General features: G+C 66.6%; 23 protein-coding genes and 2 pseudogenes. 12 read left to right on the plus strand and 13 right to left on the minus strand.

All coding sequences use genetic code 11. The annotated features are described in order from the left end of the window. The first annotated feature begins 53 nt into the window (after window positions 1–53). On the plus strand, window positions 54–377 hold the full coding sequence (locus QSK35_RS01090) for a hypothetical protein (protein WP_285741291.1): 324 nt from the start codon (window positions 54–56) through the stop codon (window positions 375–377). 134 nt (window positions 378–511) lie between these two features. Here QSK35_RS01090 and QSK35_RS01095 read toward each other — a convergent pair. The 4 genes and pseudogenes from QSK35_RS01095 to QSK35_RS01110 form a co-directional block, all read right to left on the minus strand. Next, window positions 512–711 (minus strand): annotated as a pseudogene (locus tag QSK35_RS01095) (nucleoside-diphosphate kinase); the annotation flags it as partial. Window positions 712–727: 16 nt separating this feature from the next. Continuing rightward, on the minus strand, window positions 728–1330 hold the full coding sequence (locus tag QSK35_RS01100) for a hypothetical protein (RefSeq protein WP_285741293.1): 603 nt from the start codon (window positions 1328–1330) through the stop codon (window positions 728–730). 409 nt (window positions 1331–1739) lie between these two features. Further along, a complete protein-coding gene (locus tag QSK35_RS01105) occupies window positions 1740–2594 on the minus strand; it encodes a hypothetical protein (RefSeq protein ID WP_285741295.1) in 855 nt (284 codons plus the stop codon). Between the two features lie 136 nt (window positions 2595–2730). Further along, window positions 2731–2883, minus strand: a complete 153-nt coding sequence (locus QSK35_RS01110; RefSeq protein ID WP_285741297.1) for a hypothetical protein — start codon at window positions 2881–2883, stop codon at window positions 2731–2733. A gap of 91 nt (window positions 2884–2974) precedes the next feature. On the opposite strand from QSK35_RS01110, the pseudogene QSK35_RS01115 reads away from it, so the two are divergent. Both QSK35_RS01115 and QSK35_RS01120 read left to right on the plus strand, forming a co-directional pair. Next, window positions 2975–3131, plus strand: a pseudogene (locus QSK35_RS01115) (transposase); the annotation flags it as partial. Window positions 3132–3554: 423 nt separating this feature from the next. Then, a complete protein-coding gene (locus QSK35_RS01120) occupies window positions 3555–3953 on the plus strand; it encodes a hypothetical protein (protein WP_285741299.1) in 399 nt (132 codons plus the stop codon). Between the two features lie 290 nt (window positions 3954–4243). Here QSK35_RS01120 and QSK35_RS01125 read toward each other — a convergent pair whose 3' ends face one another. Both QSK35_RS01125 and QSK35_RS01130 read right to left on the minus strand, forming a co-directional pair. After that, complete coding sequence (locus QSK35_RS01125; protein WP_285741301.1) at window positions 4244–4744, minus strand: hypothetical protein; 501 nt, start codon at window positions 4742–4744, stop codon at window positions 4244–4246. After that, entirely contained in the window at window positions 4741–5169 is a 429-nt protein-coding gene (locus QSK35_RS01130) for a hypothetical protein (RefSeq protein WP_352242998.1), read from the minus strand. Before QSK35_RS01130 ends, QSK35_RS01125 begins: the two co-directional genes overlap by 4 nt. A gap of 326 nt (window positions 5170–5495) precedes the next feature. Here QSK35_RS01130 and QSK35_RS01135 point away from each other — a divergent pair, with 326 nt between their 5' ends. The 4 genes from QSK35_RS01135 (at window position 5496) to QSK35_RS01150 (ending at window position 9327) form a co-directional block, all read left to right on the plus strand. Beyond that, entirely contained in the window at window positions 5496–6935 is a 1440-nt protein-coding gene (locus QSK35_RS01135) for a S8 family peptidase (protein WP_285741302.1), read from the plus strand. Between the two features lie 176 nt (window positions 6936–7111). Then, window positions 7112–7483, plus strand: a complete 372-nt coding sequence (locus QSK35_RS01140; protein WP_285741304.1) for an SPW repeat domain-containing protein — start codon at window positions 7112–7114, stop codon at window positions 7481–7483. A 72-nt stretch (window positions 7484–7555) separates the two neighbouring features. After that, window positions 7556–8158 (plus strand): TetR/AcrR family transcriptional regulator, encoded by a 603-nt coding sequence (locus QSK35_RS01145; RefSeq protein WP_285741306.1) that lies wholly within the window; start codon window positions 7556–7558, stop codon window positions 8156–8158. After that, window positions 8155–9327: an FAD-dependent oxidoreductase gene (locus QSK35_RS01150; protein WP_285741308.1), complete on the plus strand. Its 1173-nt coding sequence runs from the start codon at window positions 8155–8157 to the stop codon at window positions 9325–9327. Before QSK35_RS01145 ends, QSK35_RS01150 begins: the two co-directional genes overlap by 4 nt. Before the next feature lie 40 nt (window positions 9328–9367). On the opposite strand, the gene QSK35_RS01155 is transcribed toward QSK35_RS01150, so the two are convergent. The 4 genes from QSK35_RS01155 to QSK35_RS01170 all read right to left on the minus strand — a co-directional run bounded on the left by QSK35_RS01155 (window position 9368) and on the right by QSK35_RS01170 (window position 12644). Further along, window positions 9368–9856 carry a MarR family winged helix-turn-helix transcriptional regulator gene (locus QSK35_RS01155; protein ID WP_285741310.1) on the minus strand — a complete coding sequence of 163 codons (489 nt, stop codon included), beginning with the start codon at window positions 9854–9856 and terminating at the stop codon, window positions 9368–9370. Between the two features lie 29 nt (window positions 9857–9885). Further along, on the minus strand, window positions 9886–10290 hold the full coding sequence (locus QSK35_RS01160; RefSeq protein ID WP_285741312.1) for an SRPBCC family protein: 405 nt from the start codon (window positions 10288–10290) through the stop codon (window positions 9886–9888). Between the two features lie 300 nt (window positions 10291–10590). Continuing rightward, window positions 10591–11964 carry a HAMP domain-containing sensor histidine kinase gene (locus QSK35_RS01165; RefSeq protein ID WP_285741314.1) on the minus strand — a complete coding sequence of 458 codons (1374 nt, stop codon included), beginning with the start codon at window positions 11962–11964 and terminating at the stop codon, window positions 10591–10593. Next, window positions 11961–12644, minus strand: a complete 684-nt coding sequence (locus QSK35_RS01170) for a response regulator (RefSeq protein ID WP_285742434.1) — start codon at window positions 12642–12644, stop codon at window positions 11961–11963. The genes QSK35_RS01165 and QSK35_RS01170 overlap by 4 nt, the downstream gene beginning before the upstream one ends. Window positions 12645–13202: 558 nt before the next feature. On the opposite strand from QSK35_RS01170, the gene QSK35_RS01175 reads away from it, so the two are divergent. Next, window positions 13203–14018: a DUF4142 domain-containing protein gene (locus tag QSK35_RS01175; RefSeq protein ID WP_285741315.1), complete on the plus strand. Its 816-nt coding sequence runs from the start codon at window positions 13203–13205 to the stop codon at window positions 14016–14018. On the opposite strand, the gene QSK35_RS01180 is transcribed toward QSK35_RS01175, so the two are convergent. The 3 genes from QSK35_RS01180 to QSK35_RS01190 form a co-directional block, all read right to left on the minus strand. Beyond that, on the minus strand, window positions 13958–14524 hold the full coding sequence (locus QSK35_RS01180; protein ID WP_285741317.1) for a methyltransferase family protein: 567 nt from the start codon (window positions 14522–14524) through the stop codon (window positions 13958–13960). The genes QSK35_RS01175 and QSK35_RS01180 overlap by 61 nt on opposite strands. 90 nt (window positions 14525–14614) lie before the next feature. Next, window positions 14615–15397: an ABC transporter permease gene (locus tag QSK35_RS01185; RefSeq protein ID WP_285741319.1), complete on the minus strand. Its 783-nt coding sequence runs from the start codon at window positions 15395–15397 to the stop codon at window positions 14615–14617. Beyond that, window positions 15394–16296: an ABC transporter ATP-binding protein gene (locus QSK35_RS01190; protein WP_285741321.1), complete on the minus strand. Its 903-nt coding sequence runs from the start codon at window positions 16294–16296 to the stop codon at window positions 15394–15396. The genes QSK35_RS01185 and QSK35_RS01190 overlap by 4 nt, the downstream gene beginning before the upstream one ends. Before the next feature lie 206 nt (window positions 16297–16502). On the opposite strand from QSK35_RS01190, the gene QSK35_RS01195 reads away from it, so the two are divergent. The 4 genes from QSK35_RS01195 to QSK35_RS01210 are packed head-to-tail and all read left to right on the plus strand — an operon-like array spanning window position 16503 to window position 19314. Then, the gene (locus tag QSK35_RS01195) at window positions 16503–17153 is read left to right on the plus strand and encodes a CBS domain-containing protein (RefSeq protein ID WP_285741323.1); all 651 of its coding nucleotides are present in this window, start codon (window positions 16503–16505) and stop codon (window positions 17151–17153) included. After that, window positions 17150–18448, plus strand: a complete 1299-nt coding sequence (locus QSK35_RS01200; protein ID WP_285741325.1) for an ArsB/NhaD family transporter — start codon at window positions 17150–17152, stop codon at window positions 18446–18448. The genes QSK35_RS01195 and QSK35_RS01200 overlap by 4 nt, the downstream gene beginning before the upstream one ends. Before the next feature lie 46 nt (window positions 18449–18494). Then, window positions 18495–19166, plus strand: a complete 672-nt coding sequence (locus tag QSK35_RS01205; RefSeq protein ID WP_285741327.1) for an SAM-dependent methyltransferase — start codon at window positions 18495–18497, stop codon at window positions 19164–19166. Continuing rightward, window positions 19126–19314, plus strand: a complete 189-nt coding sequence (locus QSK35_RS01210) for a hypothetical protein (protein ID WP_285741329.1) — start codon at window positions 19126–19128, stop codon at window positions 19312–19314. The genes QSK35_RS01205 and QSK35_RS01210 overlap by 41 nt, the downstream gene beginning before the upstream one ends. The last annotated feature ends 55 nt before the right edge of the window (window positions 19315–19369 follow it).

Below are 19369 nucleotides of genomic sequence, written 5' to 3' on the forward strand. Positions count from 1 at the left end.
CAACCGGGCTCACGGATGCTGGCAGCTCAAGGGATTGCCCGAGGGGAGACGTGATGGCGCTCGACGACCTGATTGTTCCGGTGGTGGCGGAGAAGCTCGCGAAGTTTGGTCCCGGCGAAGGCGGCAAGGCCGCACAGATCAACTACAGCGTGCCGCAGCCGGGCGCTCACTCCTGCGATCGAATCGTGGAGCTGGACTTCGACCAGGGCTGGTTGTCCGATGAGGCGCGCGTGGCCGGCAAGTCGCTGCGGGAACTCGGCGTGATCGAAGGCGACGAGCGTCGCGTGGTGGTAAACACGGAGAAGCAGACCAAGTTCTACCGACAGACGTTGCCGGCGACGGCACGGCCATCGCTGCGGCTTGTGATCCGCGAGTAGCCCGACGCCATGACCAGCACCGGCGGCCGCCCGGCCTGCTCGAACCCGATGGACATTGCTTCTGTTACAGCATTGGCCCGGACAGCAAACCGTGCTCGGCCAGCTACTGGCCGGCACGGGGTGAGAGACAAGGGCTTGATCTCGCGCTCGGCCAACTCCGGCGAATCCGAGCCGTGCACGAGGTCGAACTGGACCTCGAGGCCGAAGTCGCCGCGTATGGTGCGTGGCGTCGTCTTCTCGACGGGTCCGTGCCACCGGCGAACTGACGGAACGCGGCGATGGCGCGCGTGCCCTCGACGACCGCGATGCCCCGCGGGCCACCGGTGATGAACTCACCGCGAAGTTGCACATCAGCTCGCGCCGGTGGCGCGCGGATCGTCTGCCTCGATGATCTCCGCTTCGAGCACGGGGCCAAGTTTGTCGACGGCACCGCTCGTCATTAATGACGCGTGGTCGAGCAGTTCGGTGACCGCGTCGTGCGACTGGGGTTCGGCGGGGTCTACGTTTCGCTCCTCCAGCTCTGCTTCCGCGTGACGCCGCATCAACGCACGGCGCTCCTCAAGGTAGAGCCGGTGCCGCTGGTACGCCATAAGCATGACGAGCAGTCGTTGAAGGCTATAAAGTCCAGCCAGTGAGTACGCGATCGGCGTCGACTTCTCGGCCACCGAACCCAGCACGGTTACCCATGGGCTTGACAGATGAGTTCGGATCACCCGCATACCGGAAGTTCTTTCCCATCTGGGTGGACGGAATGTGCCGGGCGACGTGCTTGTGGCACGTTCATCGGCGAGTCTCGTGGCTGTGTCCACTACCTTGATCGCGTGTTCGGAGATTCTCGTCAATGCTTCGACTTGCTCGCCCAATTTCGGTAGAGGTGGTCGCTCGCCGAGGTCGATCGCGATATGCAACAGCTGAGGGGATACGCGCAGTTCGGACTGGGTCACCATCGCCATGACTGACCATCGAACCAGGCCGCCACCGGCATGTCGCCTGAGTCGACCCATCTAGACCGGTAGGTCGAAGCGGAGCGCAACATCTTGGTGACCCGCGCTGAGCCACCTGCCGAGTCGGCGCCGTCCAGGCGGAGGCGTTGAGTTGAGTACCTCCCCAGAGTGCCCGAACAACTTCTGGCGTAGTCGGTCGGTGTACCGCTCTCGTGGTTGTCTACCTGTGGCGCGTAGTGGTGGAGCTCTATTTGGCACCTCGCGGCAGTCGCGGTCGAGTGGCGGACGCGTATGTGATCAACGTCGGGGGTGTGTGGCTGTACTTCGCGAGGTACGGCTCGGTATGTGCCGATCATCCGCCGGCCGCGTCGTCCGCTGCTGTGGTGTCCAGCCTGCGTTATAAAAGGGTCCGCTAGAGCTAGTGCCCTTCGACGAGTCGAACGCCTCCCGGCGTTGGTCCGCTGATGGCTGTGATGCCGTCGTCGCCTCTCATCGCAATGATCAAACTCTCCGCGTGCAGATGCTCTAGGCACCGCCGGACCAGTGCTTCGTCCAGCCCTAGTTCCTGGGGCAGCAGAGGGACATCGATGGGTGTGTCGCTGCGCTTGCGGTCCACGATCAGGCTGAGAAGTTGGAACCTGATGTCGTGCTCCGTCGGAGCCGCGGATGCTTGGCTCTCGTGCGGCGCGTACCCCAAGGTGGAGCTCACGCGTTCTGGCGTGTCATCGTTGGTTCGCCGCCACCGTTGCCCGCTGCCATCGGTGAAGCTGAAGACGATGTCGTAGCGGTTACCCACCATGCGTTTCATCTCGCCCGTCGGTGACACGAATTCGACGGGCCAACGCTTCTCCTCGCCTGGGTAGAGAGCTGGCGCGACTTCACGCAGACCGAAGACGCGCGAGTTGAAGCGCCATTGATGACTCGGATCCTCAACGGGCACGACGCTGTTCAGAACCAGGTCGAACACCTGGGAGGTCGAGTGGTTCGTGATGTTGATCCAGAGACCTCCACCCCCAGTCCGTTCCACTCTGATCTTGCGCGCCTCGGCGACTTCCGCTGCGTCGCGCTCGGCCCGCTCGCGCGCGTCCTTCTCTCGCATGAACTCGTTCGCCTTGCGGGCCTCGGCCGCACTCTCCTCGGCGGCGACGCGTGCTTTCTCCGCTTCGGCGGCTTGCTTCATCGCTGAGCCAGCCTGGGATCTCGCTGAGTTCGCGTTGTGCATCGCGATCCAGGCAGCGCCGATCGCGACGAGCGCCGCGACCCAGGCGGCCACCTCTCCCTTATCCACCTATGTCTTCCTGTCTCACGAAGTCGGCGAGAACGTCGTGCCGGGAGGCTACTTGGATGTCCGCGCGCGTGCGCGGGATTACTACTGCGCCAACGGAGAATCAACTCCATGACCAGCACGTTCACGCCTGGGCACCGCGGATCCCGATGACGACGGCACCGTTGAGGCGTTCGTCGCCGTCACTGGCGTGGTGGACGACGTCGGCGACGTGATCGTGCCGGGCGCGTTCACGCGCACCCTCGCGCGGCTCAAGCCGAAGGGTGCGGACGCCCACGACTGGAGGACACCGATCCCTCGGACACTGGGCGTCCGCGAGCTGCCGCCTGGCGACCGGCGTCTGTCTCAGTGCACGGCCGACGGTCAGCCTGCCCGACGCGATCACCACCGTCTGGCCCGCAGACGATCACCCAGACCTGCATCGTGCACCTGCTGCGCAACAGTTTCCGCTACGCCGGACGTCAGCACTGGGACGCCATCGCCAAAGCCTTCAAACCTGTCTACACCGCACAGACCGAGGCCGCCCAGCTCGACACCAACTCCAACGCTTGGTCTGGAAGCCGGACGCGGACCGACAACCGAAGGGGGTGTTCGACGTGGCCGCATGTTGCTCCCGTCGCAGGACAGCCGTCGGACGCCTTTCGGGCTTAACACCCGCACCGCCACGTCCGGTCCGACGACTTCTCGGCGAATCGTCGGGACCCACTCGAGCCGCCATGTCCCACACGCACGGCCCATTCGGGAGAGGTGATCAATCTCAGTTGCCAGTCTCAAACCTCGTGGTATTTCCAAAGTGCATGACCGATTGGTCAGACCACCTGATCGGCGGAGCCCTCACGACGCTGGTCTCGACGTAGGCTGCCCGTTTGTGTCCGAAGAATTATCCGACTGTATTCGCACCGGAGAACGTTAATCGAACGGTGGCGCTGTTCGTCGCCGCGCAGGATCGTGGACCAGTTCAGCCGGACGGGCGTGAGGCTGCGAGGAATCGGCCTTGCCAAGGCGGAAACACAACTGACTCGGCTGCAGGACGCGATCAAGGCGGGCGTGGACCCGGCGGCGCTCGTCGAGGCCATCAACGAGGCCCAGGCAGTACGGGCGGCCGCGCGCGCTGAACTGGAGGGAACGCCCGCGCCCAACACGATCACGGACGCTGACATCTACGCCATGATCGACGGACTCGGCGACGTCGGCGCGAAGCTGGCGGAAGCGAAGGACGAGAGCCTGGCAGCGTTGTACGAAGACCTTGACCTGCACGTCCGCTTCACGCACACGAGCCGCGAGGCTGATGTGTCCATCAATCTCGCGGCTCGTGTGAATAGTGCGAATGTCCGAGGGGGGACTTGAGCTCTCACAGTGGGGATGCAACCCCGGATTGGGGAAGATCCGCCCGCTGTGAATCTCTTGTGGACACCGAACCGACTGGGGACATCTCCCCGCTTTGGGGGAATGTTGCACACCGGAAGACGTTACCAGGACCGGTGCCGCGGCGGGAGATGGGGCCTCGTGAACCTTCTGACTCGCGGGTACGGACGTGGGCTTGCGCAACGATCTGGCGTGAACTGATGCACGTCGGGGCTCAGGTGGTGTACGTGTCCGGTGGACGTGTCGTCGTGGCGTATGTCCAATGTGGATGGTCATGCGATTCTGTAGTGGCGTGGTGAGCACACGCGGATCGCTTCCTGGTTGCAGTTTCCTATGGCCGGGGGGTGGTTGATGAGGTGAGCGGCCAGTATCGTTCCCAGTGTTGTGGCTGGGAATGCGATCAGGACGTCGTTGTCGGGAGCGGCGGCGAGGAGCTTGTCACCGGTGTGGATCCGGAACTGTGTTTGTGCGCCGGCCGGTATGAGGATCTGGCGTCGACAGTCGATTTTGGCGTTTCCCTCGGTTGATCGGCGAATTGTGATCGCTGAGGCGTTGAGGGATGCGATTGTTGTGTCGCCGATTCTCCAGTCGAGCGCGGTGATCTGGTCGATGGCGGCGACGCGGCCGGAGTGATCGATTCTCGCGATGCTGATGACGGCTGTCGTGGGCGTTGGCGGAATGATCAGCTGGGGCAGGGGAGGTTGGTTCGTGCCGTCGCTCACCGGGGTGGCGGCGTGCGGCGGCACGAAGAGGGGAACGGTTTGCTCGTTCATGGCGTCACGCCTGGTTCAAAGGGTTTCTCGGCGAGTGGGTGTGTTTCGCTGACCAGGGCGGCGAGTGCGGCGGCGATTTCGGGGAGTTGGGCGCGGGTGTAGACGCTGGTGCTGTCGTGGTGGTGGTGGTGGTTGTCGGTGTGGCCGGCGTAGGCGTGGGCGATGGCGTGTCCGAAGTGGCGTTCGACCCAGGTGAGCGTGGTGTGGCGCAGCCAGTGGGTGGAGATGTTGCGGGTGGCGACCCAGGGGAGGTGGGTGCCGATGCGTTCCCAGAGGTGGTCGTAGCGGCGACTCGAGATCGGGGTGCCCTCGCGGTAGCGCAACAGCGGCTCAGGTGCGCATGGTCGACGCTGCCGAGTCTCCCGCCCGCTGATCGCCGAGTCGGACACCGTGCGCTGGTAGTGGCTGTGCACCCGGCTCGACATGGCGCCACAACCTGGGCATCCGACATGCGGCGCGGTGCTGCTCGCGTGGTCGTGCGCAGGGGCCTTTCATTGGTATTTGTCGGCGGTCGAGATGGTGCTCGGAGCTACCTGCAACCGAGTTGCACCCGATCTGCACCCGAAACCAAGTGCGGGCTTCCGCGAGTTGGTCGAGCCTGGAATCGCCGCAGGAGTTGGTGTCACAGGGGAGATCGACGATGTTCGCTTCACGTGTTGGCACGACGTTGGCCGTCGCAGTGGTCGGACTGACCGGTGTGGTAGGTGTGGCTGACGCCACCGGGGACGATCCGGTCTTGCCGGTGCACGGAATGCCTGTTCGTGACCAGTACATCGTGGTGCTTGAGGACAATGTCGACGAGCCCTCGTCGGAGATCGGCGAGGAGTTGGCGCGTCGGCACGGTGGCAGGCTCCGTCACACGTGGTCGGCGGCGCTGAAGGGCTTCTCGGTGCAGATGACCGAGGAAAAGGCTCGGCGCCTCGCCGCGGATGACCGCGTCGCATATGTCGAGCAGGTTGTCGAGGTGGAGCTGGCCGACACCCAGACTGATGCGGTGTGGGGTTTGGACCGTCTCGATCAGCGCGCTCTTCCGCTGGATACCAAGTATGACTTCGCGACCACAGCCGACAACGTCACCGCGTACATTTTGGACACCGGTATCCGGACCACGCACGCCGAGTTCGGTGGCCGTGCCAGCGTTGGGTATGACGCGGTCGGTGACGGGTACGACGGCCAGGACTGCCAGGGGCACGGAACGCACGTGGCGGGTACGGTCGGCGGCACCACGTACGGGGTGGCGAAGCAGGTCAAGCTGGTCGCCGTGCGGGTGCTGAACTGTCTCGGCTCGGGCACCAGCGAATGGATCGTCAACGGCATCAACTGGGTTGCCGCGAACGCGGTGAAGCCCGCCGTGGTCAACATGAGTCTGGGTGGCGGCGCGAACTCGGCGATCGACCAGGCGGTACGCAACTCGATCGCCTCGGGCATCACGTATGCCGTGGCTGCTGGCAACGGAAACGCCGAGGGTGTCGCCCAGGACGCCTGTACAGTATCGCCGGCTCGCGTGGCCGAGGCGATCACCGTGGGGGCGGTGGACAAGACCGACACGAAGGCTTCGTTCTCCAACTACGGCACCTGTGTGGACATTTTCGCCCCCGGTGTGGGTATCACCTCGTCCACGTTCTCCAGCAACCTCTCGGCCGGGCTGATGAGCGGGACCTCGATGGCGACGCCACACGTGGCGGGTGCCGCCGCGCTCTACCTGGCGGTCAACCCGACGGCTACCCCGGCGGAGGTCGGTGACGCATTGGTGAACAGCGCCACGGCCGACATCGTCAAGAACGCCATGACCGGCTCGCCGAACCGGCTGCTGCACACCGGTGGCGTGGCGGTCGAGCAACCGCCGTCGGCGTTCAGCACGGCGACCGATGTCGCGATTCCCGGCATTGGAACGGTGTTCAGCCCGATCACGGTGGTGGGTCGGCCGGGCAATGCTTCCACTGATCTCAGGGTGAGCGTCGACATCAAGCACACCGCCCGCGGTGACCTCATCCTGGACCTGGTCGCGCCGGACGGCAGCGCCTATCGCCTGAAGAACTCGGTGAAGACCGACACCACGAACAACGTGGCCGTCACCTACGTCCTCAACGCTTCCACCGAGGTAGCGAACGGCGTCTGGAGGCTGAAAGTGCAGGACATATACCGCTATCGGGACCGTGGCTACGTGGACTTCTGGCAGCTCACCTTCTGAACGTGGACCCCACCTGCGGAAGGCGCAGGTTGGGCCGGAACCAAGGCGTACGGCTCAGAAGGTGAGCTGCCAGAAGTCGAGGTATCCCCTTCCGTGGAGCGGATGGCACCGGCCGCACCTTGCGAACTGCTGACGATATGTTGCAATCGTTAATTGCAGAGAGCAACTATTGTGTTGTGCGCACATCTGACCGAGTGGTCGCGAGCAGGGTCGGTGTCGTCAACTTCCTGGCCGGCATCTGGCTGACGATCGCTCCCCTGCTCATCGACTTCTCCGCCGCGGCAAGCGGGTTCAGACCGTATCGGACCGCGATCCTGCTCGCGGTACTGGTGATGGTGCTCGGCGTGATCGGCGCGGTTGCTCCGCTGGTCGTGCCCTGGCTCAGCATCGCCACTGGGGTGCTGGGGATGTGCCTGCTCTTTGCGCCGTTCGTGTCGGCCGGCGACAAGGCGGATGACGTCGTGCGGGTCAACCAGCTGGTGTTCGGTGGCGTGGTCGTCGTCGCCAGTCTGGCGGATGTCCTGTTCAGAGGGATGCGGAGGGTCTGAACGCAGGCAGATACGAACACTTGTGCCATACAACACTTGCATTATGCAAATGAATGGGCGTAGCTTGGGTACGTGCCCAAGTCGAGTGCCTGGGTGGCCGGCGGTTCGGCGGAACGCGGCGAGCGAACGCGGGAACGATTGCTCGACGCCGCGGTCGTGCTGGTCGGTGAGGTGGGCTGGGGAGCTGTGACGACGCGGCTGGTCACCCAACGCGCGGGAGTCAATCCCGCGCTCGTGCACTACCACTTCGCGTCGGTCGCCGACCTGCTGACGACCGCGACCGTCCGGTTCGCGCGGCAGGTGCTGGCGGAGTTCGGTGTGGTGCTGAGGGCCGCGCCGAGTGCGGCCGAGGGAGTCGGGTCGATGCTCGCCGAGCTCGGCCGGTACTCCGGGACCGACCCGGCCTCGCTGCTGATGGCCGAGGCGTTCCTCGCGGCGAACCGGTTGCCCGTGTTGCGCGAGTCGATGGCGGAACTGGTCGCCGAGTTCCGTGCGGCGGTCAGTGAGTGGTTGCGAGTGCATGGTCACGGTGACGACTCCGACGCGCTGGCGATGCTGCTCGCCGCCTCGTTGGACGGCCTGTTGCTGCATAGCGCACTCGATCCGGCGCTCGACTTGGGGGCGGCCGCCGCACCACTGCGGCGACTACTGGCTGAACAGGGGAGGGCTCGATGAGAACTGTGATCGTCGGAGCGGGGATCGCGGGTGTGTCGTTGGCCTGGTGGCTGGAACGCGCGGGATGGGATGTCCTCGTGCTGGAGCAGGCGCCCGCCTTCCGCGAAGGCGGCTACATGATCGACTTCTTCGGGCCCGGCTACCGGGTTGCGGACCGAATGGGTCTGCTGGACGAGCTGAAACGACTCCGCGCGCCGATCTCCAGTGTCACCTATGTCGATCACGAGGGGCGGCGCAGGAGCGAGCTCGACGAGTCCTCGTACGACATGATCGCGGACGACGTGATCAGTCTGCCGCGCGGTGACCTCGCGCGAACGGTGTACGAGCACCTGCGGTCTCAGGTGCGGTTCGGCGTCACGGTCGACCAGATCGAGGAGATCGGTGGGGGAGTGCGTGTGACACTGACCGACGGCAGCGTGGAACACGCGGATCTGCTGGTCGGCGCGGACGGCGTGCACTCACGTGTACGCGAGCTCGTGTTCGGGCGGGAGGAGCGGTTCGTGCGCTATCTCGGCTACCACACGGCGGCGTTCACCACGGACAACGCCGAGCTGAGCGCGCGGATCGGTCCCCGCTACCAGATGCTGACCGTGCCCGGCCGGATGATGGGCTGCTACGCCATGCGTGACAGCGTGCTGGCGGCGCTGTTCCTGTACCGCAGCAACGAGTGGGACCTGCCACGCGATGCGGGCGCGGCGCTGCGCGAGGAGTTCGCCGGTTTCGGCTGGGTGACGCCCGAGGTGCTGCGCGCTCTGCCGGACGATCTCTATTTCGACCAGGTGTGCCAGGTCGAACTCGACTCGTGGCACGAAGGCCGGGTCGTGCTGCTGGGCGACTCGTGCCAGGCCGTGTCGCTGTTCGCCGGTCACGGCGCTTCGCTCGCGGTGACCGCGGCCTTCGTCCTGGCCGAGGAACTCCAGGCCGATGCGGAGGTGGAGACCGCACTCGGGCGCTACCAGGACCGAATGCGGCCGGTCGCCACGAAGACCCAGGAGTTCGGTCGCCGGTTCATCGAGTGGATGGCGCCGTCGACCCGGTGGCGGATCCTCGCCCGCGACATGTTCCTGAAGCTCGCACGTGTACCGGTCATCAAGGGGATGCTGCGGAAGTCGGTCAGCCCGGACACGGGCGACGTGCTCGTCCGGCCCGGCGTCAGCCCTGTGCGCTGAATCATGCACAGAGCAAAGATTGCCCCCAGTATGGCTGGTGTCAGATCCAGCCGAGGTCTCCCGCCGAGGCGTTGACCAGAGGTTCGCCGCCCGCCTCGCTGAACGCGTTGAGCGCCTCGATGAGACCGCGGCGCTTGTCTTCCGGCATGCGGGCGATTATCCGGCCGATCGCGACGCGCCGGCGGCGGGTGACTCCGCGAACGAGCTTGCGGCCCTCCAGGGTGAGTTCGACGACCACCTCGCGGCGCGAGGCCGGGTTGGGCTGGCGTGCGAGCAGCCCGGTCATCAGCAGCCGGTCGACCATGCGCGTGGCCGTGGACGGGTTCACATCGAGCAGATCGGCGAGGGTGGTGAGTTTCATCGGTCCACGGCTGTCCAGGACGACGAGCACGCGGAACTGCGGGAGCGTGATCGTGTCGTCGGCGGCCGCGATGGATTGCGCGGACACGGCGACGAGCAGGCGGGAGGCGGTGAGCACCGCGTCGGTGAGCGCGTCGACGTCGCTCGTGTCGAGCTTGGACCGAGTCATGCCACTGTTGTACCCCAGTGGCACCGGTTTCAGTGCCCCGCGGCCGGGCGACTTGGCGGACGCGGTTCGGCGGCGATCACCGTTTCCAGTGCGCCGAGGGCTTCCTCGACCCAGGCCTCGACACGGCAGCGCGGCACGCCTTCGGCGCCGGTGATCTCGACCGTGACCGTGACCGCGCTGCGGTCCGGTGCCAGGCGCAGGACCTGCAGCGAGCCCGAGTAGCTGGTGGTCGAGTCGATGCCCCAGTCGATGCGGAGTCGTTCCCAGTCGATCGAGACCTGCCGTTCGAGATCGATATCGTGATCCGCGCCCGGCAACCACAACCGGACGAGGTTCGGGCCGGACAGCTCGACCTCGATCGACCTGGGCAGCCATGTCGTCATGTACTCGAGGTCGGTGACGACGTCGAAGACGACTTCCGCGTCGGCTGGCATGGATCGGCTTCGGGGCAAGACGAAGTCCTCACGTGGTTCGGCGGATTTGTCTCATCGTCGCTGAGGCCGCGCTGCAGCGACCTGACGAGTCGCTGACGATCGGTCACGGCGACGATGGCGCAGTCGTCGACGGGGCTGGTGAGCTGCTCGGCGTCGACGTCGAGGTGGGGTCTGGCCGCTCGTTCACCGTTGGTGTGGGCGCGTTGGCGGTCGGCACCGGGGTCAGGCGCTCTGGCTGGTCCTGTGTGGACACTCCGCATGAGGTCAGCGCCACACAAAGGATCACCGCCGCTGTGGTCCTCATGGCTGGGCCTCCGGAATCTCGACGACGAAGCGCGCTCCACCCCCAGGACGATCCTCGACCCACACCTTGCCGTGGTGCCGCTGGACGTGTTCCGCGACCAGGGCCAGGCCGAGCCCGCTGCCGGTGTCGCTGCCGCGGCGACCCGCCCTCGAGCCGCGTGTGAAGCGCTCGAACACCTGTGTCCGCAGGTCTTCCGGCACGCCGGGGCCCGCGTCGTCGACCTCCACCCTGACCTTCCCGTCCCGATGCAGTACCGCGACCCGGACCGGACCCCCGGCGTGCCGTTCGGCGTTCTCCAGGAGGTTGCCGACCACGCGGTCCATCCGGCGCCGGTCGCCGAGCACGACTGGTGAGGGAGAATCGACGACCACCTCGGTGGAGTCGGTGAGCCTCAGCGCGGCGATGTTGCGGACGATATCCCCCACGTCGAGCTGCTCGAATGCGTCACCGTCACCGTACTGGTCGTCTCTCGTGATCTCCATGAGATCGACCACCATGCGGGCGAATCTGTCCACTTCGGACGTGAGAAGTTCGAGTGCCTTGCCAGACGTGCCGGGGAGTTCGGCCTGCCTGCGGCGCAGCACGGCGGCGGCGTTGACCATGGTCGTCAGCGGGGAACGCAGCTCGTGGCTGACGTCGCCGGCGAATCGCGCGTCCCGCATTACACGTCGCTCGAGTGCGTCGGCGGTTGCGTTGAAGGTCGCCGCGAGAGGGGCGAGGTCCGGGTCGGCGTGCATCGGCAGGCGCGACTTGAGGTCGCCGCCGGCGATCCGTGAGGCGGCGCCGGTGAGCTCGGTCAGCGGCCGCAGGGCCCGTCTGCTCGCCCACCAGCCGAGCGCGACGCCGAGCAGTCCGCTCAGCACGGTGCCCGCGATCAGGAGCCCGCTGAGGAACCGGAAGGTTCGATCGATCTGCACCAGTGGGAACAGCTCGACGTAGACGCCGTCGGCGGTGTCGATGGGCTGGGTGACCGCGAGCACCGGAATCCCGTCGGCACGGATCCGCTGCCTGGCGGGCACGCCGTCGCGACCGAGCGTCAGCAACTGGGCGGGAAGCACGTCCGGATGGATCTGGCGCCCGCTGGTGACGACCTGACCGGATTGGAAAAGCAGGATCGTCGAGTCGGGATCGGTGGTGAGGCCGGTGAGCAACTCGGTGAGTCCGTCCGAGCCGGAGCGCAGGGACTCGTCGACGAGCCGGACGTTGACCTCGGCCTGCCGGGTTGCGCCCTGCAGGCGTTGCCGCAGCATGTAGTCCGACGCGAGATTCCATGTGGCGACGGCAAGCACACTGGTGATGAGGAACGATCCGAGCCCCAGTGCCGCCGCGACCCGCCAGCGCAGGGACAGGCGTAACACCGGTCGGATCATCGAGGTGGGCCGATCTTGTAACCGGCGCCGCGCACCGTCAGCACGACGGCGGGCTGGTCGGGGTTGCGCTCGACCTTCATCCGCAGGCGCCGGACGTGGACGTCGAGCAGGCGGGTGTCGCCGTAGTAGTCGTATCCCCACACTCGTTGCAGTAGCTGCTCCCTGGTGACGATGCGGCCTTCGGCCGCGGCGAGCTCGACCAGCAACCGGAACTCGGTGCGGGTCAGGTAGAGCTCCTCGCCCGCGCGATGTACTACGCCCTCGTCAGGCCAGATCTCGAGGTCCTCGATCGTCAGCGACGTGTTCTGCCTGCCGCCTCCCCGGCGGCGGAGCAGGGCCCGGATGCGTGCGGCGAGCTCGCTGGCGATCAGTGGTTTCGTGACGTAGTCGTCGGCACCGGCCTCCAGCCCCGCGATCACGTCGGGCGTGTCGGTCCGCGCGGTCACGATGATGATCGGAAGGTCCCCGCGTGAGCGCAGCATGCGGCACACGTCGAGCCCGTCCACGCCGGGCAGCATGAGATCGAGCAGCACGACGTCGAACCCGGCTGAATCGAGCTGCCGCAGCGCATCCTCGCCGGACTCCGCCTCCTCGACTGTGAATCCCTCGTCGGTCAGTGCGAGACCGAGCGCCTGCCGGATGCGCTCGTCGTCATCCACAAGCAGCACGGAGACGTTCATGTCCTGCCGATCCTCGTTGGTTTCCAGTGCTGCTTCTATCACGCTGCCATGGTCTCCGCACGTGAGCGTCTTGGCGTGCCTTCGGAAGGAGTTCGTAAGGTTGCCCTGTGCATCAATGAAGGCGTTGTCAGGCAAGCTTTCGCTGCGGGCTTGTCACCACGGTGGCGTGGCCCTAGCGCAAGCGATGCCGGGGAAGACCAGGCGCCGGCCGCCGAGGAACGGCCGGTGCCTGCTCCGGTCGACCGAAAGGGCAGCAACCTCCTGTGACGGGCATGCCGAGTGCCAGCGACACCGCGGAGACCGTTCTGGTCTGCGACGGCTGCGGCCGGTCGCGCAGGATCGACGATGGCCCCAGTGCGTGGGGCCTGCTGTGGATGCAGGCGACGAAGGATGGCTGGAAGGGGTCGGATCGCGCCCTGGGCCCGCACTACTGCACAGTCTGCGTTGGGTAACGAAAAGATAACGTTTGCACTGGGCAATAATCTGCCCTGACCGATTCGTCCGTATTCCTTCCCGTTGGCATCCGTGTTCCGCAGGGCCACGAAAGGAGACGAACCGGTGATCATTCGCCTCTGTCGGGTGGTGCTCGCACTGTTGGCTACCTGTTTGGTCTTGGTTCCGGCCGCAGGCGCCCAGCCGCAGTTCGGTCCCGGCTACACGCAGACGCCGTTCGGGCCGTTGGGGCCGGCGGGTCGCGACATGCTGGTGAAGGTGCGGCTGGCTGGTCTGTGGGAGGGGCCGGGCGGTCGCCTGGGCATGGAGAAGTCGGCCAATCCGCGAGTGCGGGAGGCGGGCCGGCATCTGGTCGGCGGGCACGAGGAACTGGATCGCAAGGTGCTCGAGCTCGGTCGCGCGCTGGGAGTCGAACTGCCGACGGAACCCAACGCCGACCAGCGGGGCTGGATTGCCGAGATGACCGCGGCGCCCGCGCGGAGCGTCGAGTTCGACCGGGTCTTCGCCAACCGGCTGCGTGCCGCGCACGGCGGCGTCTACAAGTTCCTGGCCGTGGTCCGCACCGGTACCCGTAACACGCTCATCCGTGATTTCGCCAAGCGCTGCATGGAAGTCGTGCTGGACCACATCCAGGTACTGGAGGCGACCGGCATGGTCGACTTCACCGACACGCAGGCCATCCCGCTCGCCACGGTGGCCGCTTCCCCGCCGGGATCGGCGCGGCCAACAGCTGGGCAAGTCGCACCGGATGGACGCGGGTCCCAGAACGTCGCGCAGAACGCCCCGTCTCGGGACTTCGAAGGTTCAGGTTCCGATGCTCTGCTGGGCCTGGGTGTTGTCGCGGCGGTCGTCGTCGGCATCTACCTGTGGACGGGTGGAGGGTGGAGAAGGAGCTCGAAGCGGAAGAGAACTGTCCACTGAGGATCAGTTCGGCCGCCAAGGGTGCAGGCGCGGCAGCCAGCCGGGAACGGCTTGCGGTATTCGGTGTACTGGTCGCCGAAGTTGCGGCTCAGCTCGGGTTCCTCGTGCCAGTGCACCATCGCGGCGAACGCGGCGGTCACCACAGCGGCGTAGGCGACGAGAACCCACTGTCCGAACAGGAGCGCCTGGCCGACGATCGTGGACAGCACCGCCAGATACATCGGGTTGCGCACATATCGATACAAGCCGCCGATCACCAGGCGGTCCGGTGGCGCGACGGGCGCGGGTGTGCCGAAGCCCTCGCGCACGAATCGCACGAACGCGGACACCAGCACGGCCAGCGCCACCAGGACGACAACCGTGCCGAGGAGTTGGAACGGGAGCCACCACGACACCGGTCGCTCGACCCGCCAGCGGGTCAGCAGCCAGGGGATCAGGCCGGCCACGGTGCCCGGAGCGATGACGAAGAACGCCGCGGAGCCCAGTGCCGCAGTCCGGGATTGCACGCCGCAATCCTTGCTCGGTGGCACCCACTACGGGTAGTGGTCCGCCCCGGTTCGAATAGTTACTTCACCCGAACGGTCTACAAGCTCTGGTCAATGGGAGCTGGCTTGGTCGGCATTCCGCCACCAGGCCACGGTGGTGAGCACGCCGCCGAGGCCCACCACTGCCACCGACGCGTAACCAATGACCCCCGGCGCGTCGCGGCCGGGCCCGGCGAGGCCGCTGAACAGTGCGGGCACGGACCATGGGAAGTAGTGGCCGTAGCCGAGCGCGGCGACGATCTGCGCCAGGAACGTCGCCGTGATCATCATGCCGATGCCGGGCAGGTAGCCGCGGCCGGCGCTGGCCGCCAGTGCGATGGGAGTCGTCAGCAGGATGGTCATCAGTGCGGTCGCCAGGAGCTTCGTCAGTCCCGCGGCCGCGACGGCCGCGGACCAGCCGGGCAGTCGCAGTATCGCGCCCGCCACCAGGCCGAGCCCGTAGACGTAGACCGACAACGCCGAGCACCAGACCGCGGCCACGGCGAACTTCGCGGTGACGATCGCGGTCCGCGTCGTCGGCAACGCCAGGAGGTCCTTGACCGTGTTCTGGCTGAACTCTCGGCCGAAGATCCAGGTCAGCACGAGCCCGAAGACGATGAAGCCGCCGACGGCCGTGGTCTGCGCCAGCAACGCGAAGTAGGTGGGCCAGGTGGCGTCGCCTCCGACGAGTGAGGCCTTCGTCCCGAGCAGTCCGAGGTCTCGGGCGCGGTCCTGGTCCTGCAGGATGAACATGAACAACGCGCCCACGAACGCGATGACCGTGAACGCCGACAGCGTCACCCACGGCACGTGCGAGCGGCGTGCCTTCAGCCACTCCGTCCAGGCCGCGTTCATCGCCCGCCGACCAGGCGGAGAAAGCAGGTCTCCAGATCGTCCTGCTCGACCGCGAGGCGCGTGGGAGGGCATCCCGCCGCCACCAACGCGGTCGCGACCAGTTCCGGATGCCGTACGGCGCTGTCGTCGGTGAGCCGGAAGCCCGAGTCGCCGTCCGGCTCGGGAGAGAAGCCCGCGCAACGCAGGACGACGCCGGCGGTGTGCTGGTCCAGGGTGGTCACGCTCAGCCGGGGACGCGTCTGGGTGGCGATGTCGTGTGGGGTGAGCTCGTGCACGAGACGTCCGTTGTGGATGACGCCGATGCGGGTGGCGAGCCGGGCGACCTCGGTGAGTATGTGGCTGGACAGCAGCACGGTGACGCCGTGCTCGTGGCTGAGGTCGAGCAGCAGCGTGCGGATCTCGGCGACCCCGGCGGGATCCAGGCCGTTGGCGGGCTCGTCGAGGATCAGTAGATCGGGCTTGTGCAGCAACGCCTTCGCCAGGCCCAGGCGTTGCGCGTTGCCCAGCGAGAGCGTGCCCGCCCGCCGGTCGGCGTAGGGGGTCAGGCCGAGCAGGGTGATCACGTCAGTGACGGCTTGCGGAGCGGTCCGGCCGCGCAGTCGTTGCGCGACAAGGAGATTCTCGGTGACGGTGAGCTCCGGGTAGGCCGCCGGGGTCTCCACGAGATAGCCGACGCGGGACCAGACCGCGTGCTCGCCTGGACATACCTCGGTACCCAGCACCGACACGGTGCCGCGGGTGGGGCGGACCATGCCGAGCAGCATCCGGATGGTGGTCGTCTTGCCCGCGCCGTTGAGGCCGAGCAGGGCGTAGATCTCGCCGGGCTCGATGCGCAGCGACACCCGGTCCACCGCGACGACGTCGCCATAGTGCTTGGTCAGGCCCGATGTCTCGATCACGGCCGGCTCCTGTTCGCGCGTCGACGACGCCGACCAGGCTTCCCGGCACTCCGGACATCAGCGTACGCCCCATCGACCGGTTCGGTCGGCCGTGGGAACAGGTCGAGCAGCGGGAAGGCCCGACCTCGGGTTAGTCTTCTCCCTGGTGTGCCGGGAAGCCTGGTCGGCGAGTGGTACCTGTCGTTCCCGAGACCAGGAGGGCCTCGATGGCCGCGCACACCTCGCCGAGTCAGGCGACCGTGTGGTCAGCGGCGCTCGATCGCGCGCAACGTCAGCGCGACGAGCACGAAGCCCCGATGAGCAGGAACGCCACTGCCAGGCCGGACATGCACGCCATCGTAGCGCCGATCGTGACGGCGATCACATCGACTTGGTCGAAGGGTTTCATCATGCGTGCTCGTGATCTCGCCGAGGACTATCCGCTGGTCCATCTCACAGACGACGCGCTGACCGCGGCCCGGCTGATCGCCGAGCAGCGGCGGCCCGGTGTCGTGGTGGTCGACGCGGACGGCCGTCCGGTGACCGTGCTGCCCGGCTCGCAGGTGCTGCGCTTCATCATCCCCGGCTACGTACAGGAGGACCCGTCCCTGGCGCGCGTGTACGACGAGCGCGGCGGCGCCGAGGCGTGCGTGAGCAAGCTGGAAGGACGGACGGTCAAGGAGTTGTTGCCGTCCAAGGAGAAACGCTACGAGCTGCCGAACGTCTCAGGCGACGCGACGCTGATCGAGTGCGCCGCGATGATGGCCCGGCTGCACTCACCGCTGCTGCTGGTCAGTGACGGCGACACGGTCCACGGTGTCGTCACCACCTCGCACCTGCTCGAGGTCATCCTCGCCACGCCGGGGAAGACGCCATGAGCGCGAGCCAGATCCTGTCGGTCGCCGTCTTCGTCGGCGCCTACATCCTGATCGCGACCGAACGCGTGCACCGCGTCGCCGCCGCGCTCGGCGGGGCCGCGCTCATGCTGGCGCTCGGGCTGACCAACGGTGAGACCGCGTTCCACTCGATCGAGGCAGGCATCGACTGGAACGTCGTGTTCCTGCTGCTCGGCATGATGATCATCGTCGGGGTCATCAAACAGACCGGCCTGTTCGAGTTCCTGGCCATCGCGGCGGCCAAGCGCGCCAGGGGAAAGCCGTTCGCGGTGCTGGCGATGTTCGTGGTCATCACGGCAGTCGCCTCGGCCGCGCTGGACAACGTCACCACCGTGCTGCTGATCGCCCCGGTCACCTTCCTGGTGTGCGACCGGCTGGGGCTCAACCCGATCCCGTTCCTGATCGCGGAGGTGCTCGCCTCGAACATCGGCGGCACGGCGACGCTGATCGGTGACCCGCCGAACATCATCATCGCCAGCCGCGGCGGCCTGTCGTTCAACGACTTCCTGGTGCACCTGGCGCCGTTCATCGTGGTGCTGATGGTCGTGTTCGTCGTGGTGTGCCGGTGGCTGTTCCGGGACGCGTTCCAGTATGACGAGAAGCGCGTCGCCGAGGTCATGGCGCTGTCGGAACGCGAAGCCATCCGCGACAAGACCCTGCTGTGGCAGAGCCTCCTCGTGCTCTTCCTCGTGCTCACGGCGTTCGTCCTGCACGGCGTGCTGCACCTGGAACCGTCGGTCGTCGCCCTGCTCGGCGCCGGGCTGCTGGTGCTGATCTCCAAGGTCACCACCGAGGACGCCATCGCCGACGTCGAGTGGGAGACGCTCATCTTCTTCATGGGTCTCTTCGTGATGGTCGGTGCACTGGTGCGCACTGGCGTGATCGACCAGGTCTCCCACGCGCTCGCGAACGCGGTGGGCGGCGACCCGCTGCTGGCCGTCATGGCATTGCTGCTCATCTCCGCGGTGCTGTCGGCCATCGTGGACAACATTCCGTATGTGGCGACGATGGCGCCGATCGTGGCGGAGCTCGTTGCCGCGCAGGGTTCGACACCGCAGGCGCATTCGATGTGGTGGTCGCTCGCGCTGGGCGCGGATCTCGGCGGCAACGCCACCGCCGTGGGCGCGAGCGCGAACGTGGTCGTGCTCGGGCTGGCCGCGCGCAACGGCACACCGATCAGCTTCTGGCAGTTCACCCGGTACGGCGTGGTGGTCGCGGGACTGTCGATCCTGCTCGCCGCGCCCTACCTGTGGCTGCGGTACTTCGTGCTGGCTTGAGGAGGTGATGATGGCGGACAGGGCGGCCGGAACGGCAGTCGGTCCCATGGTGATCACAGCGGTGGAGCAGCATTACCCGCTCGACCGCCGGCTGCTCCACGACGACCTCGCGATCGAGATGCTTCCGCCGAGCATGCGTTGGGTTGTCCGCCTGACCCGATGGGGTGCGCTCCGCGGGTTTCTGGTGAAGGCGTCCGAGAAGAGCGCGCCGGGCATCTGGGGTTCGATCACGGGCCGCAAGCGCTACATCGACGACGAACTGCTCGCCGCGTTGCGGGCAGGCACCGAGGCCGTGGTGATTCTGGGAGCCGGGCTGGACACGCGTGGTCGTCGGCTCGTTCCTGCCGTGTTCCCCGTGTTCGAGGTGGACCCGCCGGTGAACATCGACGGGAAGCGCAAGCGGATCTCGTTGCCGGACAACGTGAAACTGGTGCCGATCGACTTCGAGCGAGAAGATCTCGCGGTGGTGCTGGAGGAACACGGGTACGACGTCGGCACCCGGACGGTGTTCGTCTGGGAAGGCGTGACGCAGTACCTCACCGAGCCCGCCGTCCGATCGACCTTCGAGTTCCTCGCCAAGGCGAGCAGAGAGAGCCGTTTTGGTGTTCACGTACGTGCGCAAGGACTTCCTCGAGGGCGTCACCATGTACGGCTCGGAGGTGCTGTACCGCAGGTTCGTGGAGAAGGAACGGCTCTGGCGCTTCGGCATGGATCCTGACGAGGTCGGTGACTTTCTCGCCGACTACGGATGGCGGGTGCTCGAGCAGGCGGGAGCGGAGGAGTTGATCGAGAAGTACGTGCGCCCCACCGGACGCGCGATGCCGGTGTCCGAGATCGAACGAACGGTTCTTGCCGAGAAAGTCTGAACGTCTGTAACTGGCTGGCGTGCTCGTCGCAACTGCCATCGGATTGCTGGTTATG

The sequence above is a fragment of the Lentzea sp. NBRC 105346 genome (assembly GCF_030269605.1).
In the GTDB taxonomy this organism is placed as follows: Bacteria; Actinomycetota; Actinomycetes; order Mycobacteriales; family Pseudonocardiaceae; genus Lentzea.